The 15,856-nt window shown below is 35.2% G+C and carries 11 protein-coding genes; 1 reads left to right on the top strand and 10 read right to left on the bottom strand.

Annotated features, from left to right (window positions below; genetic code table 11):
• Positions 1-288 precede the first annotated feature (288 nt).
• From asnS to lpdA, 9 genes are all read right to left on the bottom strand, one after another.
• Positions 289-1,737 (bottom strand): asparagine--tRNA ligase, encoded by a 1,449-nt coding sequence (gene asnS / locus ACFOUY_RS10195; RefSeq protein WP_378960435.1) that lies wholly within the window; start codon positions 1,735-1,737, stop codon positions 289-291.
• Between the two features lie 465 nt (positions 1,738-2,202).
• Complete coding sequence (locus ACFOUY_RS10190) at positions 2,203-3,192, bottom strand: transglutaminase family protein (protein ID WP_378960433.1); 990 nt, start codon at positions 3,190-3,192, stop codon at positions 2,203-2,205.
• Positions 3,193-3,245: 53 nt separating this feature from the next.
• Complete coding sequence (locus ACFOUY_RS10185; RefSeq protein ID WP_378960431.1) at positions 3,246-4,181, bottom strand: alpha-E domain-containing protein; 936 nt, start codon at positions 4,179-4,181, stop codon at positions 3,246-3,248.
• A 9-nt stretch (positions 4,182-4,190) separates the two neighbouring features.
• Positions 4,191-5,639 carry a circularly permuted type 2 ATP-grasp protein gene (locus ACFOUY_RS10180; protein ID WP_378960430.1) on the bottom strand — a complete coding sequence of 483 codons (1,449 nt, stop codon included), beginning with the start codon at positions 5,637-5,639 and terminating at the stop codon, positions 4,191-4,193.
• Between the two features lie 437 nt (positions 5,640-6,076).
• Positions 6,077-6,604: a ferritin gene (locus ACFOUY_RS10175; RefSeq protein ID WP_378960429.1), complete on the bottom strand. Its 528-nt coding sequence runs from the start codon at positions 6,602-6,604 to the stop codon at positions 6,077-6,079.
• 278 nt (positions 6,605-6,882) lie between these two features.
• Positions 6,883-7,242, bottom strand: coding sequence for a hypothetical protein (locus ACFOUY_RS10170; RefSeq protein ID WP_378960428.1), 360 nt, complete (start codon positions 7,240-7,242; stop codon positions 6,883-6,885).
• 116 nt (positions 7,243-7,358) lie between these two features.
• Positions 7,359-7,925: a GNAT family N-acetyltransferase gene (locus ACFOUY_RS10165; protein WP_378960427.1), complete on the bottom strand. Its 567-nt coding sequence runs from the start codon at positions 7,923-7,925 to the stop codon at positions 7,359-7,361.
• Positions 7,926-7,927: 2 nt separating this feature from the next.
• The gene (locus tag ACFOUY_RS10160; RefSeq protein ID WP_378960425.1) at positions 7,928-8,767 is read right to left on the bottom strand and encodes an MBL fold metallo-hydrolase; all 840 of its coding nucleotides are present in this window, start codon (positions 8,765-8,767) and stop codon (positions 7,928-7,930) included.
• Between the two features lie 184 nt (positions 8,768-8,951).
• A complete protein-coding gene (lpdA, locus tag ACFOUY_RS10155; protein ID WP_378960424.1) occupies positions 8,952-10,340 on the bottom strand; it encodes a dihydrolipoyl dehydrogenase in 1,389 nt (462 codons plus the stop codon).
• A 532-nt stretch (positions 10,341-10,872) separates the two neighbouring features.
• Between lpdA and ACFOUY_RS10150 the strand changes: the two genes are divergently transcribed.
• Positions 10,873-14,265 (top strand): TonB-dependent receptor, encoded by a 3,393-nt coding sequence (locus ACFOUY_RS10150; protein ID WP_378960423.1) that lies wholly within the window; start codon positions 10,873-10,875, stop codon positions 14,263-14,265.
• Between the two features lie 215 nt (positions 14,266-14,480).
• Here ACFOUY_RS10150 and ACFOUY_RS10145 read toward each other — a convergent pair whose 3' ends face one another.
• Positions 14,481-15,662, bottom strand: coding sequence for an AIR synthase related protein (locus tag ACFOUY_RS10145; protein ID WP_378960422.1), 1,182 nt, complete (start codon positions 15,660-15,662; stop codon positions 14,481-14,483).
• Between the last annotated feature and the right edge of the window lie 194 nt (positions 15,663-15,856).

Genomic DNA, 15,856 nt, shown 5'->3' with positions numbered 1-15,856 from the left:
AGATCATTCTTAAGAATCGTAAAAGGTAGAAGAACCAAAGGAAAATATCAAACATGGACGAATTACAAAAGAGCAATATGACCTTAAGTTAATGACATTGCCCCAGCCCCTCCTAAATTAGGAGGGGAGTTTCCCTCATGGCTGTATACTTAAATTACTTTAATCCATGGCTTGAAATGAGGCGACAGAAATAAAAAATCCGTTTGATTTTATTCAAACGGATTTTTTATGCTTTATGCTATTTTTGCTATAAGCTTTATGCTTTCAGCTTTCACCTTCCTGCTCCAACTAAAACTCAGCATTTTTTGGGAAACGAGGGAACGCAATTACATCGCGGATGTTCGTCATTCCGGTAACGAATAATACTAAACGCTCGAAACCTAAACCAAAACCAGCGTGTGGTGCAGAACCAAAACGGCGTGTATCTAAATACCACCAAAGCTCATCTTGTGGAATATTTAATTCTTCCATGCGGTTGGTTAATTTATCTAAACGTTCTTCACGTTGAGAACCACCAATCATTTCACCAATGCCAGGGAATAAAATATCCATTGCGGCTACTGTTTTTCTACCTTCAGCATCTGGTTCATTTTGGCGCATGTAGAAAGATTTAATATCAGCAGGGTAATCAGTTAAAATTACTGGTTTTTTAAAGTGTTTTTCTACCAAATAACGCTCGTGCTCACTTTGCAAATCAGCTCCCCACTCATCAATTAAATATTTAAACTGTTTCTTCTGATTTGGTTTAGAAGATTTTAAAATTCTGATGGCTTCGGTATACGTTAAACGCTCAAAATCGTTGGCTAAACAGAAATCTAATTTTTCTAATAAAGAAAACTCACTGCGTTCGTTTTGAGGTTTTTGTTTATCCTCTTCAGCTAAACGCGTATTTAAAAACTCTAATTCGTCTTTGCAGTTATCTAAAGCATATTTAATTACATACTTCATCATGTCTTCGGCAAGTTGCATGTTATCTTCTAAATCTGCAAAGGCAACCTCAGGCTCAATCATCCAAAACTCTGCTAAATGGCGAGTTGTGTTCGAGTTTTCAGCTCTGAAAGTTGGTCCGAAAGTATAAATTTGTCCGAAAGCCATTGCCGCTAATTCGCCTTCTAACTGGCCAGAAACGGTTAAGTTAGTTGCACGTGCGAAGAAATCCTGAGAGAAATCTACTTTTCCATCTTCCGTACGAGGCGTGTTATCGAAATCTAAAGTGGTTACCTTAAACATTTCACCAGCACCTTCAGCATCACTTGCTGTAATTACTGGGGTATGCATATACACAAAACCGCGTTCGTTGTAAAACTGATGAATTGCAAATGCTAAAGCATGACGAACCTTAAAAACTGCGTTGAAAGTATTTGTACGGAAACGTAAGTGTGCAATTTCACGCAGAAATTCTAAACTGTGTTTCTTCGGTTGTAACGGGAATTTTTCAGGGTCACTATCGCCTAAAATTTCAACCGCTGTGGCTTTAATTTCTACACTTTGTCCTTTACCTAAAGATTCGATTAGCTTTCCTGTTGCAGAAATGGCTGCTCCAGTTGTAATTCTTTTTAACAGCTCATCGGGTAAATTATTAAAATCGATAACTACCTGGATATTGCTCATGCAACTTCCATCATTTAAAGCGATAAACTGATTATTTCGGAATGTTCTAACCCATCCCATAACCGTTACTTCTGTGTCAAATGCAGTCGATTTTAATAAATCTTTAATTTGCTGTCTCTTAATCATATTGTTATTTGTAAAAGGCGCAAATTTAGAAAAAAAATACATCAGTTTGCAGTTTTCAATTTACAGTTTGCAGTTAATTAAAAGCTATTTCAATAAACACAGGTCTATACCGAGTTTTGCATCTTCACTTACATTTATTTTAACAGCAGTTTTCGTGTAGATATTATGAAGCGCAATAGCAGTGGTTCTTGGCTTACAGCGGTCCCGCCAATACTACAATCTTTTGGTTTACGCTTCTAAAAGATTTGGAAATTTGGTGCAACCAAAAGTATTTACGCTTATGTCGGGGCTATTAAGCAAGTTTTTGCAAGTAGTAAATTTGCAATAATGGTCAATCCGTCCTTTCTACCGTAGTGGAGAAATCTTTGAACTGGTTTATTATTTGGTCAAAGATCTCTCCGCTTCGCTTCAATCGAGATGACGGCGTGATAATACTTAAAACGAATATTTGCATAGTTTTTAAAGCTACTGTTGTTGTTGCTGTTGTTGAATAGCCTCCATGTATTCCTGGTAACTATTTTGTTTTCTTGCCGTTGTTACCGTTGCCGATGGCTTTGAATAGTTTATTTCTTTTGGCTGGAAGTAGTTTTCATGGTCGTTAAAGTCTTCATCATTATAGCCTACCGAAACATTAACTTCCATAACGTGTTCAAAGCCACCTTTATAAACGCCTTTTACCGGAGAGCAATCTGTAAAATTTCTACCTACCGCTAAGCGCACATGATTTTCGTTTGCAATACAGTTATTTGTAGGATCTAAACCAAGCCATCCATATTCTGGCAAATAAGCTTCTGCCCATGCATGTGTTGCGCCTTCGCCACGCATACCATCTCTGTTCGGGCATATATAACCACTTACGTATCTGGCCGGAATTCCGGTTAAGCGGAGCATTGCGGTAAGTACATGTGCAAAATCCTGACAAACACCCGCTCTTAGTTTCATAATTTCTTCAATAGTTGTATCAACAGCAGTTATTCCTTTAATGTATTCGAAATTATTAAAAACATCGGCACAATATTTTATTGCGGTTTGATAGGGGGTATCATCAATACCTTTAATATTTAGTGCCGTTTCTTTTAATTGGTTAATGCCTTCAAAACTCTCCTGACGAAGGTAATCTATATATGGTACTTCATATTTAATTGCATCGAGGCTGTTCCATTGCTCGCTGCTAAACATATCGTCTTGCGGAAGTGCTTTAGGAAAAGTTTCAACACAAACTTTCGAAAAGATTTTTAATTGCGTATGCGGCTCGTTTTGGGTAAAAGTTCCAACTTCATTGCCATAGTAATCAATAAAGATTTCAATTTCCGGACTGCCAGAAATATTTAAATCATGTTGAATTACTTTTTGATATTCATCCTTTATCGGGAACAAAATAATTTGATTTGCGCTATCCCGAACAGGCAGTTCATATTTGTAATTGGTAATGTGTTTAATTTTGAAGATTGGCATACATGCTTTGGTTTATACTATTTATATGTAAACTTATCGGGATGATTAATTTATTATGAATTTGCAAAATAATATTCGTTTAAGGAGTTTCCGATGCCAAAAAGTTCGGCTCTTATTTGTGTTAAATAATCGTGTAATTGTTCTTCGCCCATTGTATTTACCGAGCTGTAAGTAATCATACTTCTTAATCTGCCAATTTTGAACGATAAGTTATTATAATGTTCAATATTGTTTTCGCTTTTTAACCGACCAAAATAACGCTCGATGTTATTCATAGAATAAAGTGCTGAACGTGGGAAATCGTTATTTAGCATGACCAATTCTATAATGTTCTTTGCATCGAATCCCTGGCGATAGGTTTTTAAATATAATTCGTAACCGCCTAAAGAGAGTAATAAATGTTTCCAGTAAGCAATGTCTGTTAACAAATCGGGGTTGGTGCTAATCGAGCTAAATTTAATATCCAAAATATCTATTGATTGAATACTTCTTTCCAGATGTTTGCCTATTTTCATAAAACTTCTGCTTTCTCCACGTTCCATGGCACTATCTGCGGTTCCATGATAAAGCATAATCTGTTTTATAAGGATATCTAGTGCGGTTATTGGGTCGTCTTTTTGTACATACCACAACAATTTTTCGTCTTTTACTGTGTGGTAATATTCATTTAAGCACTGCCATAAATCTTTAGGAATATGCTCCTGAACACTTCTGGCATTTTCGCGTGCAAGCGTAATAATATTTAATATCGAATTAGGATTTTCTCTGTTTAATAAGAGGTATTCGATTACAGCACGGCTATCATGCTGAATGGTTAACAATTCATTTTCATCGTCAGAAGAAAAAATTCTGATAACTGGTTTCCAGGTAAATTCCTGAATGGAATCTTGCGATGATGCGTAATTTATTTTTAACATGCGCAACATACCATCGCTGCGCTCTACGTATCTGCTTAACCAATATAGGCTCGATGCTACTCTACTTAACATATTCGTATTCTAAGAAGTTAAAACCCAAGTATCTTTACTGCCGCCACCTTGCGAACTATTTACCACAAGCGAACCTTCTTTTAAGGCTACTCTTGTTAATCCTCCAGGTACGATTGAAATGCCATCCGGACCGTTTAAGGCAAAAGGTCTTAAATCAATTCGTCGCGGCGATAGCTTTCCGTTAATAAAGCATGGGGCAGAAGAGAGGCTAATTGTTGGTTGGGCGATAAAATTTCTCGGGTCTTTTAAAATTTCAAGTTTATATTCTTCAGTTTCTTTTTCATCGGCTGCGTGGCCCATTAACATTCCATAACCACCGCTTCCGTTGGTTTTTTTAATAACCATTTTATTGATGTTTTCAAAAACATATTCAAGTTCATCGCGATTACTTAACTGATAAGTAGGTACGTTTTTTAATATCGGTTCTTCGTTAAGGTAATATTTAATCATATCGGGAACATAAGTGTAAACGGCTTTATCATCAGCTACGCCATTTCCAACTGCATTTACAATGGCAACATTTCCTTTTCTGTAAGCACCCATTAAACCTGCAACACCTAAAACGCTATTCGGATTAAAAACCAAAGGGTCTAAATAATCATCATCCACCCGGCGATAAATCACATCTATTTGTTGAAGACCTGTGGTTGTTTTCATAAAAACTTTCTGATTTTTCACTACTAAATCTCTCCCTTCAACTAATTCAACACCCATTAATCTGGCTAATGTGGTATGCTCGTAATAAGCAGAATTATACATGCCCGGGCTTAACATTACAATAGTTGGGTTAGAGACGGCTCTTGGTGAAAGTGCAACTAAGTTTTTATATAAAATTGCAGGATATTCGGTAACGCTTCTTACGCTGCATTGCGGAATTAAATCAGGAAAAAGCCTTTTTGTAATTTCTCTGTTTTCAAGCATATAACTTACGCCCGACGGGGTACGCAGATTATCTTCTAAAACATAGAACGTTCCATCGTGGTCGCGAATTAGATCGATGCCTGCAATGTGTATATATATATCATGCAATACATTTACGTTATGCATTTCCCGTAAAAAATGTGGACAAGAATAAATTACATTTATTGGAACAATTTTATCTTTTAAGATAAATTGATTGCTGTAAACATCTTTTAGGAAAAGATTAAGGGCTTTTAATCTTTGTTTTATTCCTTTTTCGATAAAAGACCACTCACTTGAAGTAATAATTCGTGGAATAATATCAAAGGGAAAGATTTTCTCTATTCCTTCGCCACTATCATAAACTGTAAAAGTTATTCCCTGGCTCATAAACAGTTTTTTAGCCAGTTCTTCTTTTTTGTTCAGGTTGTCAAGAGATTCTTTAGAGAAGTTATTTATGAAATTTGAATAGTGATTTCTATAATTATCACTATTTAAAAACATTTCATCGTAAGTATTAGGATGATTTAAGTAATTTTTTATAAAATTTTCTATCATTTGACTTAAATATTTCTTTAAAATATGATTTTGAAACTTAAAAATCATATTTTTTTAATAAAAAATAAATAATAATATGTTTTTTGTGTTGTTTCTCTATTTTTTTAGTCTGATTTTTAGGTATTTATGTGTTTTCTTAAATTAATTTATATTTTTTTATAAAATTTATTGATAATCTGGATAATGTTCGTACATTTGTGATGCTCGTTAATTATTATTATATATTTGGTTTAAAAAAAGCGCTGGTAACGGCGCTTTTTTTATAAAACATTTAAGACTTATTCATAATCAACATAAACCAAACAACCTAAACTGAAGAAAGCTTCCTGGTAAACTACCAAGGAAGCTTTTCTTTTTTATGTAGGTTCTAAAAAAATAAGGCAAAAAAAAAGCTACCTCATTGTATTAAGGTAGCTTTTGAATATATGTTTTGTTAGTTATTGTTCGGAGTAAGTGATTTTATTAACGTGTTTATCAATTTCCCATCTTCCTGTTCCTTCTTCTCCAATTACATCGAATAACTCTAAAGCACGGCGTGCTTTGTATTCTTCTTCACGTTGTTCTTTTAAGAACCAGTTTAAGAATTCCATTGTAACGAAGTCTTGTTCTTTATGGCATTTGCCAGCTAAATTTTTAAAACTTTGAGTAATTGCAATTTCTGCTTCTAAAGCATCTTCAAAAACTTCTCTAAAACCTGCGAAGTCTGTTTTGATGCCAGTAACTTCAGGAGAGATTGCATTGCCGCCCATGTCTAAAACATATTTAAACAACTTTAACTGGTGCATTCTTTCTTCTTCAGATTGTTTTGCAAAATAGTCTGCTGAAAAATCAAACCCATTTTGGTCACACCAAGATGACATGGATAAATATAGTGATGAAGAGTGAGCTTCTTTTTTAATTTGCTGATTTAAAAGTGTTTCAATATCCTGAGATATTAAACATTTGATACGCATTAGATCTTTCATAATTCTGTACTTTAATAACAATACAAATGTACAGTCTATTTGTTTACTTGTGTAAATTATTTACAATATGAAATTAGTCTAAATTGCTGATAATTAGTTATTTGTAATAAGTTTAAATAAGGCGTTGCAGCTTACAAAGCCCAATGTAATAGGATAAAATTTAATTAGGATAAATTTTAGTTTTTAAAGCTGCACATCTACCTAAATAGCAATGTATTATAGCAACTTCTTGCTGAACTAATTGTTTTAAAAAAGAAGGTAAGGGGTGGCGTATTTTATTAATAAACCAGACGGTTTAAGCAATCATTTATAAGGTGATTTAACTTAAACATGGTAAAAGTGCCTTGCAATAAATCTTTTAATGCAATAATTTCTAAAGCACTTAAAAGATAAATGTGTTCGCATCCATTAAAAGTTACCAATTCAAAATCGGCTTTGTGGGTATTTAGAAGGAGTGATTCGATATCTATTTCTTCAACAACTTTTTTTAATTTTTGAAGAGATAGACAATTGTAGCGAGCAAATTTTCCGCCGAAATCAACATAAAAGCAATTTAGTTTATCAGATTGATAAACAGAACCTTGAGTATTTGAGAATACGTTAATCAGCTCGTTAATATCTATGCATGCTTTTTCCATCTGATGCAAAAATTGCTATTATTAAGATTAAATACAAATAAAAACAGAAAAAAATTTTACTTATTTTCTTGTTATATGCTTTAAGAGTAAGTAAGCTGATGTATTGTACTAATAATTTACAATACAATGGTATAGCTCATGTGGTGATATCGTTCTCCAATAAAAATCTTCTCATTTTGAATAATGAAGCCTTTACTAATATAGACTTGTAAAGCTTTTTGATTTTTAATTTCTACTAATAACCCAACTTTTTTGTGGCCAAGTTCGGATGCCCATTTTATCCCCGCATCTATTAATTTTTTACCAATACCTTTACCTTGTGTAAGTGGATTTACACTGATAGTATCTAAATAAAATTCATCGGCTTCTGTTTCTGGTTCGGGATTAAAGTTAATTAAGCCATTATGAATAGAAAGGTAACTTAAGAAATTGGCTCTGAGTTCTTCTAGCTTTCCGCCATCATAAGCATTTAATATACCGATAACATTTTCGTTTTCATCAACATAAACCAACGTATTTTCGTAACTGTATTGATTGTTTTTCTCTTTAAAGAAGTGTTCGAATAATTTTATGGTTGCTTCCTGATTTGATTTATTGCTAAATTTATATGCCAGTTCGCCCATTGCCTGGATAATTAACTTTGCAACAGGCTTTGCATCTTCAGTTTTAGCTTTTCGAATCATTATTATATATCGCTCAGATTAAAAGTATCCAACACACGGATGCCCTTTTCGGTTCTTTGCAAAGTACAGCATTCATTAATTGGGTCGTGTTCTAAATATAAAACATAGCCATTGTCTACTGCTTCTTCCAGGAAAGCTTGTTTTTCGGTTAGTGTTTTTAACGGAAACATATCGTATGCCATTACATAAGGTAGGGGAAGGTGCCCAACCGAAGGAAGTAAATCGGCCATGTAAACAATTGTTTTGCCTTTGTAGCTAATTTTAGGTAACATCATGGCATCTGTATGTCCGTAAGCAAAACTGATATTGATACCTTTTTGCCACTCTAAATTTTCTTTTTCTTCAACAAATTTTAGCTGTCCACTTTCCTGAATTGGTAAAATGTTTTCCTTTAAGAACGAAGCTTTTTCTCTTGCATTTGGTTCAACGGCCCATTGCCAATGTTTTTCGTTGCTCCAATAATTTGCGTTTTTAAATGCCGGAATTAATTTTTCTCCGTCACGCACAACTGCGCCACCCACATGGTCGAAATGTAAGTGCGTGAGGAAAACATCCGTTATATCGGCTCTATTAAAGCCTAAGCTTGCTAAAGATTTATCTATTGTATCATCGCCATGCAAATAATAATGGCTGAAAAATTTCTCATCTTGTTTATCTCCAATTCCGGTATCCACTAAAGTAAGTTTATTACCATCTTCAATTAAAAGACAACGCATGGCCCAGGTACAAAGATTATTTGCATCCGCAGGATTTGTTTTTTGCCAGATTGCTTTTGGCACAACGCCAAACATGGCACCGCCATCTAATTTGAAAAGTCCAGTGTTTATCGTGTGTAATTTCATTTGAGGTTTAGGGTTTAGGGTTTAGGGTTTAGGGTTTAGGGTTTAGGGTTTAGGGTTTAGGGTTTCAAAAAAATAGCCTATAAAAATACAAAAACCCTTTAGCACTAACTAAAGGGTTTTATTAATTTACAGTTTAATTGGCTTTTGGGTTTACCTTTAAGCTTTAAACCTTTCGCCTTTCAGCTTATAAGTGTATAACTTCTCCGTATGCATCAGCAGCAGCTTCCATAATAGCTTCGCTCATGGTTGGGTGAGGGTGTACAGATTTAATCATTTCATGACCGGTAGTTTCTAATTTACGGGCAACAACAATTTCAGCAATCATTTCGGTAACGTTAGCACCAATCATGTGTGCACCTAATAATTCTCCATATTTAGCATCGAAGATTAATTTAACGAAACCATCTTTTGCACCAGCAGCACTTGCTTTACCTGATGCAGAGAACGGAAATTTGCCTATTTTTAATTCATAACCAGCTGCTTTCGCTGCTTTTTCAGTATAACCAACAGAAGCAATTTCTGGTGTGCAGTAGGTACATCCAGGGATGTTGTTGTAATCTAAAGGCTCAACATGTTGACCAGCGATTTTCTCTACACAAATAATACCTTCTGCAGATGCTACGTGAGCAAGCGCTTGTCCGCCTACAACATCGCCAATCGCATAATACCCTTTTACTGAAGTATTGTAGAATTCGTCGGTTACGATTTTACCTTTTTCAGTTTTGATTCCTGTTTCTTCTAAACCGATGTTTTCGATGTTTGCAACGATACCAGCGGCAGAAAGAACGATGTCAGCTTCTATAGTTTGCATTCCTGAAGCCGTTTTAACCGATACTTTACAGCCAGAGCCGCTCGTATCAACCGCTTCAACAGAGGCTGAAGTCATTACATCTATACCTACTTTTTTAAGACTACGTAATAATTGTTTAGAAACGTCTTCATCCTCAACCGGAACAACGTTTTCCATAAATTCAACAATAGTTACTTTAGTTCCCATTGTAGCGTAGAAATATGCAAACTCAACACCGATAGCGCCAGAGCCAACTACAACCATGCTTTTTGGTAATTCTGGTAAAACCATTGCCTGGCGGTAGCCAATAATTTTTTTACCGTCTTGTTTAAGGTTTGGTAATTCTCTAGAGCGGGCACCTGTAGCAATAATGATATTTTTAGCTGTTAATTCTTTTTGAGAACCATCAGCTCCTTTAACTTCTAATTTGTTGCCTGGTTTAACTTTACCAGTACCCATAATTACGTCAATTTTGTTCTTCTTCATTAAAAATTGAACGCCTTTACTCATACCGTCTGCAACACCACGGCTACGTTTAACAACAGCAGCAAAATCTGCAGTTGCTCCTGCAGTTGTAATGCCGTAATCAGCAGCATGGTTAATGTATTCGAAAACCTGTGCGCTTTTTAAAAGTGCTTTAGTAGGGATACAGCCCCAATTTAAACAAATACCACCAAGAGATTCACGCTCTACAATTGCAACTTTAAGTCCTAATTGTGAAGCTCTAATTGCAGCTACATAACCACCTGGGCCGCTGCCTAAAACAATAACGTCGTAATTCATCTATTTGTTTTTTTATTTTTTATCTGTTAGATGGAGCTTACCAAAATTAAATAAGTCGTTTAATTTTGGATTGTTCATATCTATTTTAAAGAGATTTTCTTTTTAATTGTTTTGTATTAATATGTAAGCTCCAGGGTAGGAGAAGGCTCTTGTTAAAAGATTTCCCTCGCTTTGTAGCAAAGCTACTTAGCATTACGTCTTTTCCGAGAAGATTAATTCTCTTTCAATGCCAAAACTAAAAAAATGTTTGTTAATAAACGATAAATGAAAAATTCCTTACAATAACTTTATAATGACTGAAAAGTAGTGATTTCAATAGCTTAAAATTATATTATTTTCATAATCCTTAGCAAGTTGTTGATAAACTGAAAGTTAAAGCTGTTAAAGCTGTGTTAATTGTTGAAAAGTTTTGTGATAATTAATAATAATTTAACATTAGATGTTAAAATGTGTTAAAAATTAATAATTACATTTGCACCGTTAAATCATTTACGATTTAGTATTCAAAAAAAACAATTTAAAAAATCAAAGTATGAAGAAATCTTTACTATTAAGATTAGTACTTGTTATCGTTGCGTTTGTAGGTATTAACTTTAGTGTTAATGCACAGGTTACAACATCATCAATGACAGGAACCATTAAAGACGCCTCTGGCTCCCTTCCCGGTGCAAGCGTTAAGGCTACACACACGCCAACGGGTACAGTTTATGCTGTTCAAACCAATAACGATGGTCGCTTTACAATTGGTGGCATGCGTGTAGGTGGTCCTTACACAATTGAAGTGAGTTTTGTTGGTTACAAACCTTCAAAGTTGACTGAAGTTTACTTAAAATTAGGTGAGCCTTACGTTGTTAATGCTACATTAGTCGATAACAGTTCAACATTAGCTGAAGTTAAAGTTGTTGGTCAAGGTTCAAATGCTATTTTAAATTCAAATAAGAACGGAACATCAACAGTAATTAACAAAGCGCAAATTCAAAGCTTGCCAACCATTACACGTAGCGTTAACGATTTAACCCGTTTAACTCCGCAAGCAGGAGGTCCGCAAGGGGCAATTGGTGGTGGTAACTACCGTTCGAATAACTTTACTGTAGATGGTGCTAACTTTAATAATCAATTTGGTATTGGCGGTAATATTCCGGCTGGGGGTTCTCCTATTTCAATTGATGCATTAGAGCAGATTTCGATCAATGTTACGCCTTATGACGCCCGTCAAACAGGTTTTACAGGTGGTTCAGTTAGTGCTGTAACACGTTCTGGTACGAATACTTTCCAAGGAAATGCATTTTATACTATGCGTGGTGATGATCAGCAAGGAAAGAGAGTTGGTGGTTCTACAAGCGACCTAGTTCTTCAAAAATTAGATGAAAAAAACTTTGGTTTCAGTTTGGGAGGTCCAATTATTAAAGACAAGTTATTTTTCTTTGTAAACTATGAAAAGAAACTTACTACTGCTCCTGGTACACAAAGAATTGCTTCAAGTGCAGCAAATCCATATTCAGTGGCAAATCCAAACGTAGTACAAGCATCCGAAACCTTTTTAAACGAGGTTAGTTCGTATTTAGCTAATACTTATGGTTATGCAACTGGTCCTTACCAAGGATATTCTAACAAAAGTGATAATGAAAAAATGTTTGCTCGTTTAGATTGGAATATTAACAAAAATCACCGTTTTAGTGTTCGTTACAATCAAGTAGAAAGTAAATCCCCTTCTTCGGCGAGTACATCAACTGGTGGGTCGCCAATTGGTTCTATAACAGGTTACGCTTATGTAAATGCTAGATCTGGTACTGCTAGAAACGCCGGTCTACCTTTCTTTAATTCAAACTATTACCAAGCCGCTAACTTGTATTCTGGTGTTGCTGAGTTAAACTCGAACTTTGGAAGTAAAGTGACTAACGTAGCTCGTGTAACTTACTCGCATCAAAATGACCCTAGAACAACAGATGGAACGCCATTTCCTTTAGTTGATATTTTAGATGGTAATCCAACAAGTAATTCAAACTTAGGTAGTGTTTTAACTACTTTTGGTTACGAGCCTTTTTCTTATGGTAATTTAAGAGATGTAACAAGTTATACTTATAGCGATGACTTGAGTTTAGCATTAGGTAAACATAATCTAACTTTAGGTGTTCAGGCTGAATATAGTACTACAAAAAATGGTTTCCAACGTTTTGGTACTGGTTTTTATACTTTCAGATCTTGGAATGATTTTATTACTAATCAAAGACCTGCTCAATATACCGTTACTTATCCATTAACAGCCGATGGTTCTCAAGCTTACCCAAGTTTTAAATTTGCACAGTACTCGGCCTATTTACAGGATGAGTTTACGATAACTGACCGTTTAAAATTAACAGCAGGTTTGCGTGTAGAGCAAGCTTCTTATCCTGATGTTACTGAAGTAAGAACACATCCATTGGTGGCTGGTTTAAATTTCGGTGGACAGAAAGTTGATACTGGTGTTTTGCCAGAAAATAAAGTTTCTTTCTCGCCTCGTTTCGGTTTTAACTGGGATGTAAATGGTGATCGCTCGTTGCAAGTTCGTGGCGGTACAGGTATATTTACTGGTCGTATTCCTTTTGTATGGATTGTTTCACAATCGGGTGATGCTGGTTTGATTCAATACACTCAAAGTTATGTAGGTAATGCTGCACCATTATTTAATCCTTCAATAGCTCCACAATTATCTACAGCTGCTCCTGCTGCAGGAAGTTCAATTCCTTCTTCTGGTATCAGTGTAATGGCACCTGATTTGAAATTCCCACAAACCTGGAAATCGAGTTTAGCATTTGATGTTAAATTACCAGGTGGAGTTGTTGGAACATTGGAGGGTATTTATGGACGTGACCTTAATGTGGCATTTGCTAGAAACTTAAATTTAGTTAATCCAAGTATACAAATTGCTGGTTACGGAGATACAAGGCTATTTTATCCAGTAAGTAATTCTGATAAATACTACAACCCTATTAATTCAGCAGGTTTACCTGTGGCTCAAGGAACCCCAAGCGGTGGTGTAAACGGAACTGTTACAGGATTTAATGCAATTCAAATGAGTAATGTTAAAGGTGGTTACAACTGGATGGCTACTGCTCAATTAACTAAACAATTCTCAAACGGTATTTCAGCAATGATTGCCTACACACGCTCGGATCAACGTAATTATGGTGATCAAGGAGGTGATCAATTAGCTAACTTATGGTCTTTACCTCAAACATCTGGTAATCCAAATAACCAAACTTTAAGTTATTCTAGTAACTTAAATCCAGATAGGGTTATTGCTAATATCTCTTACAGAAAGGCATATTTCGGTAATTTGTCTACTTCATTCTCATTGTTTTATGAAGGTGCTCAACAAGGCAGATTCTCTTACACATACAATGGTGATTTTAACCGTGATGGTGTATCAGGAAACGACTTAATTTATATTCCTAATCCAGGTGAATTAACTGCAGCTTCTTTTGTTGCTATTCCAGCGGGAACAACTGGTTATTCAAGGGCTTATAGTGCTCAAGAGCAAGCAGATTTATTCGAAGCTTATGTTGGCCAGGACAAATACCTAAGTAAAAATAGAGGAAAGTTTGCGGAACGTAATGGTGGTACTTCTCCTTGGAGAAACCAATTTGACTTCAGGTTAACTCAGGAAGTTTTCAAAGATTTCGGTAAAACTAAAAACTCATTCCAGTTTACAGTTGACATTTTCAATGTAGGTAATTTATTAAATCGTAAATGGGGTAATGTGAATTTTGTAAATAATGCAGCAATTTTAGTTCCTCAAAATATTTCGGCAATTAATGCTACAACAAAACCAACGTTCAGAGTTGCTAATGCATCAAATGATATTGTTAAAGAAACTTTTGGTACTTCACAAACAATTTCTTCTACTTACTACATGCAGTTTGGTGTTCGTTATAACTTTAACTAATACTTTAATTTTAGTATAAATTAAAGCCCTTGATGAAAATCGGGGGCTTTTATTTATCCACTACTTTTTGAGCAGATATTTGGGATTGGCTTTAGCTTGGCAAAGGATGTTAGTACATTACAACCTTGAAGTATTGCTTGAATTAAACTGCATAATAAACAGAAAGGCTCCGAATTCATCATTCGGAGCCTTTCTGTTAAAAGAAATTTTATTAGTTAATTATAAACGAATGTTCCTTTTTCGCTAACAATGGTCACTTGTTTTTTATCGCTCTTTTCAACACGACCAATGATTTGTGCATCTATGTTAAAGCTTTTTGAGGTTGCAATAATATCATCCGCAATTTCTTGAGGTACATAGAGCTCCATTCTATGGCCCATATTAAATACCTTATACATTTCCTTCCATTCGGTGCCTGATTCTTCTTGTATGAGTTTAAATAATGGAGGTACAGGGAATAGGTTATCTTTTATTACATGAACATCATCATTAACAAAATGCAAAACCTTTGTTTGTGCACCGCCGCTGCAATGAACAATCCCATTAATCTGGCTGCGGTAGCTTTCTAATATTTTTTTAATTACAGGAGCATAGGTTCGGGTAGGAGATAAAACTAATTTACCAACTGTTGTTTTGCCAAAGCCCTCAATTTCAATTTCATCAGTTAATTTTTTTTGGCCAGAAAATACCAAATCGAAAGGAACTGCAGGGTCGAAACTTTCAGGGTAGCTATTTGCAACAGATTTATTAAAAACATCATGACGGGCAGAAGTTAATCCGTTAGAGCCCATTCCGCCATTGTATTCAGTTTCGTAAGTTGCCTGACCATAAGAAGCCAAGCCTACCACAACATCGCCAGCTTTAATATTATCGTTGCTGATAATATCTTCGCGTTTTAGTCGGCAAGTAACTGTAGAATCTACAATAATGGTTCTTACTAAATCGCCAACATCGGCAGTTTCTCCGCCAGTTGAGTAAATAGAAATTCCTTGTTCGCGTAAATCGGTTAAAATCTCCTCGGTGCCGTTAATTACCGCTGCGATTACCTCACCGGGAATTAAGTTCTTGTTACGACCAATAGTAGAGGATAAAAGGATATTATCAGTTGCGCCAACACAAATCAAATCATCAATATTCATGATAATTGCATCTTGGGCAATGCCTTTCCAAACAGAAATATCGTTGGTTTCTTTCCAGTAAACATAAGCCAAAGAAGATTTAGTGCCTGCACCATCTGCGTGCATGATATTACAATAATCTTCATCGCCTCCTAAAATATCGGGGATGATTTTGCAAAATGCTTTCGGGAAAATTCCTTTGTCGATGTTTTTGATGGCATTATGCACATCTTCTTTTGAGGCAGAAACGCCACGTTGATTGTACCTGTTATCACTCATGTTGGCGCAAATATAGTGATTAGAGGCAGAAGGTAAAAGGTAAATGGTAAAAGGTTTTTAACACCATGATCTAAATCTGTAGAAATAATAAGGGGCCGTATCATAATTTAATTTTATGATACGGCCCCCTTTTTTTTTGCTTTGTATTTTACGTCTTTGTCCCTTGGCTATTTCGGTTTCAGCAATCGATATTT

Source organism: Pedobacter jamesrossensis (genome assembly GCF_042650905.1).
In the GTDB taxonomy this organism is placed as follows: Bacteria; Bacteroidota; Bacteroidia; order Sphingobacteriales; family Sphingobacteriaceae; genus Pedobacter; species Pedobacter jamesrossensis.
The sequence above is the reverse complement of the archived record's forward strand: the minus strand, read 5'-3'. Positions and strand labels throughout refer to the sequence as shown.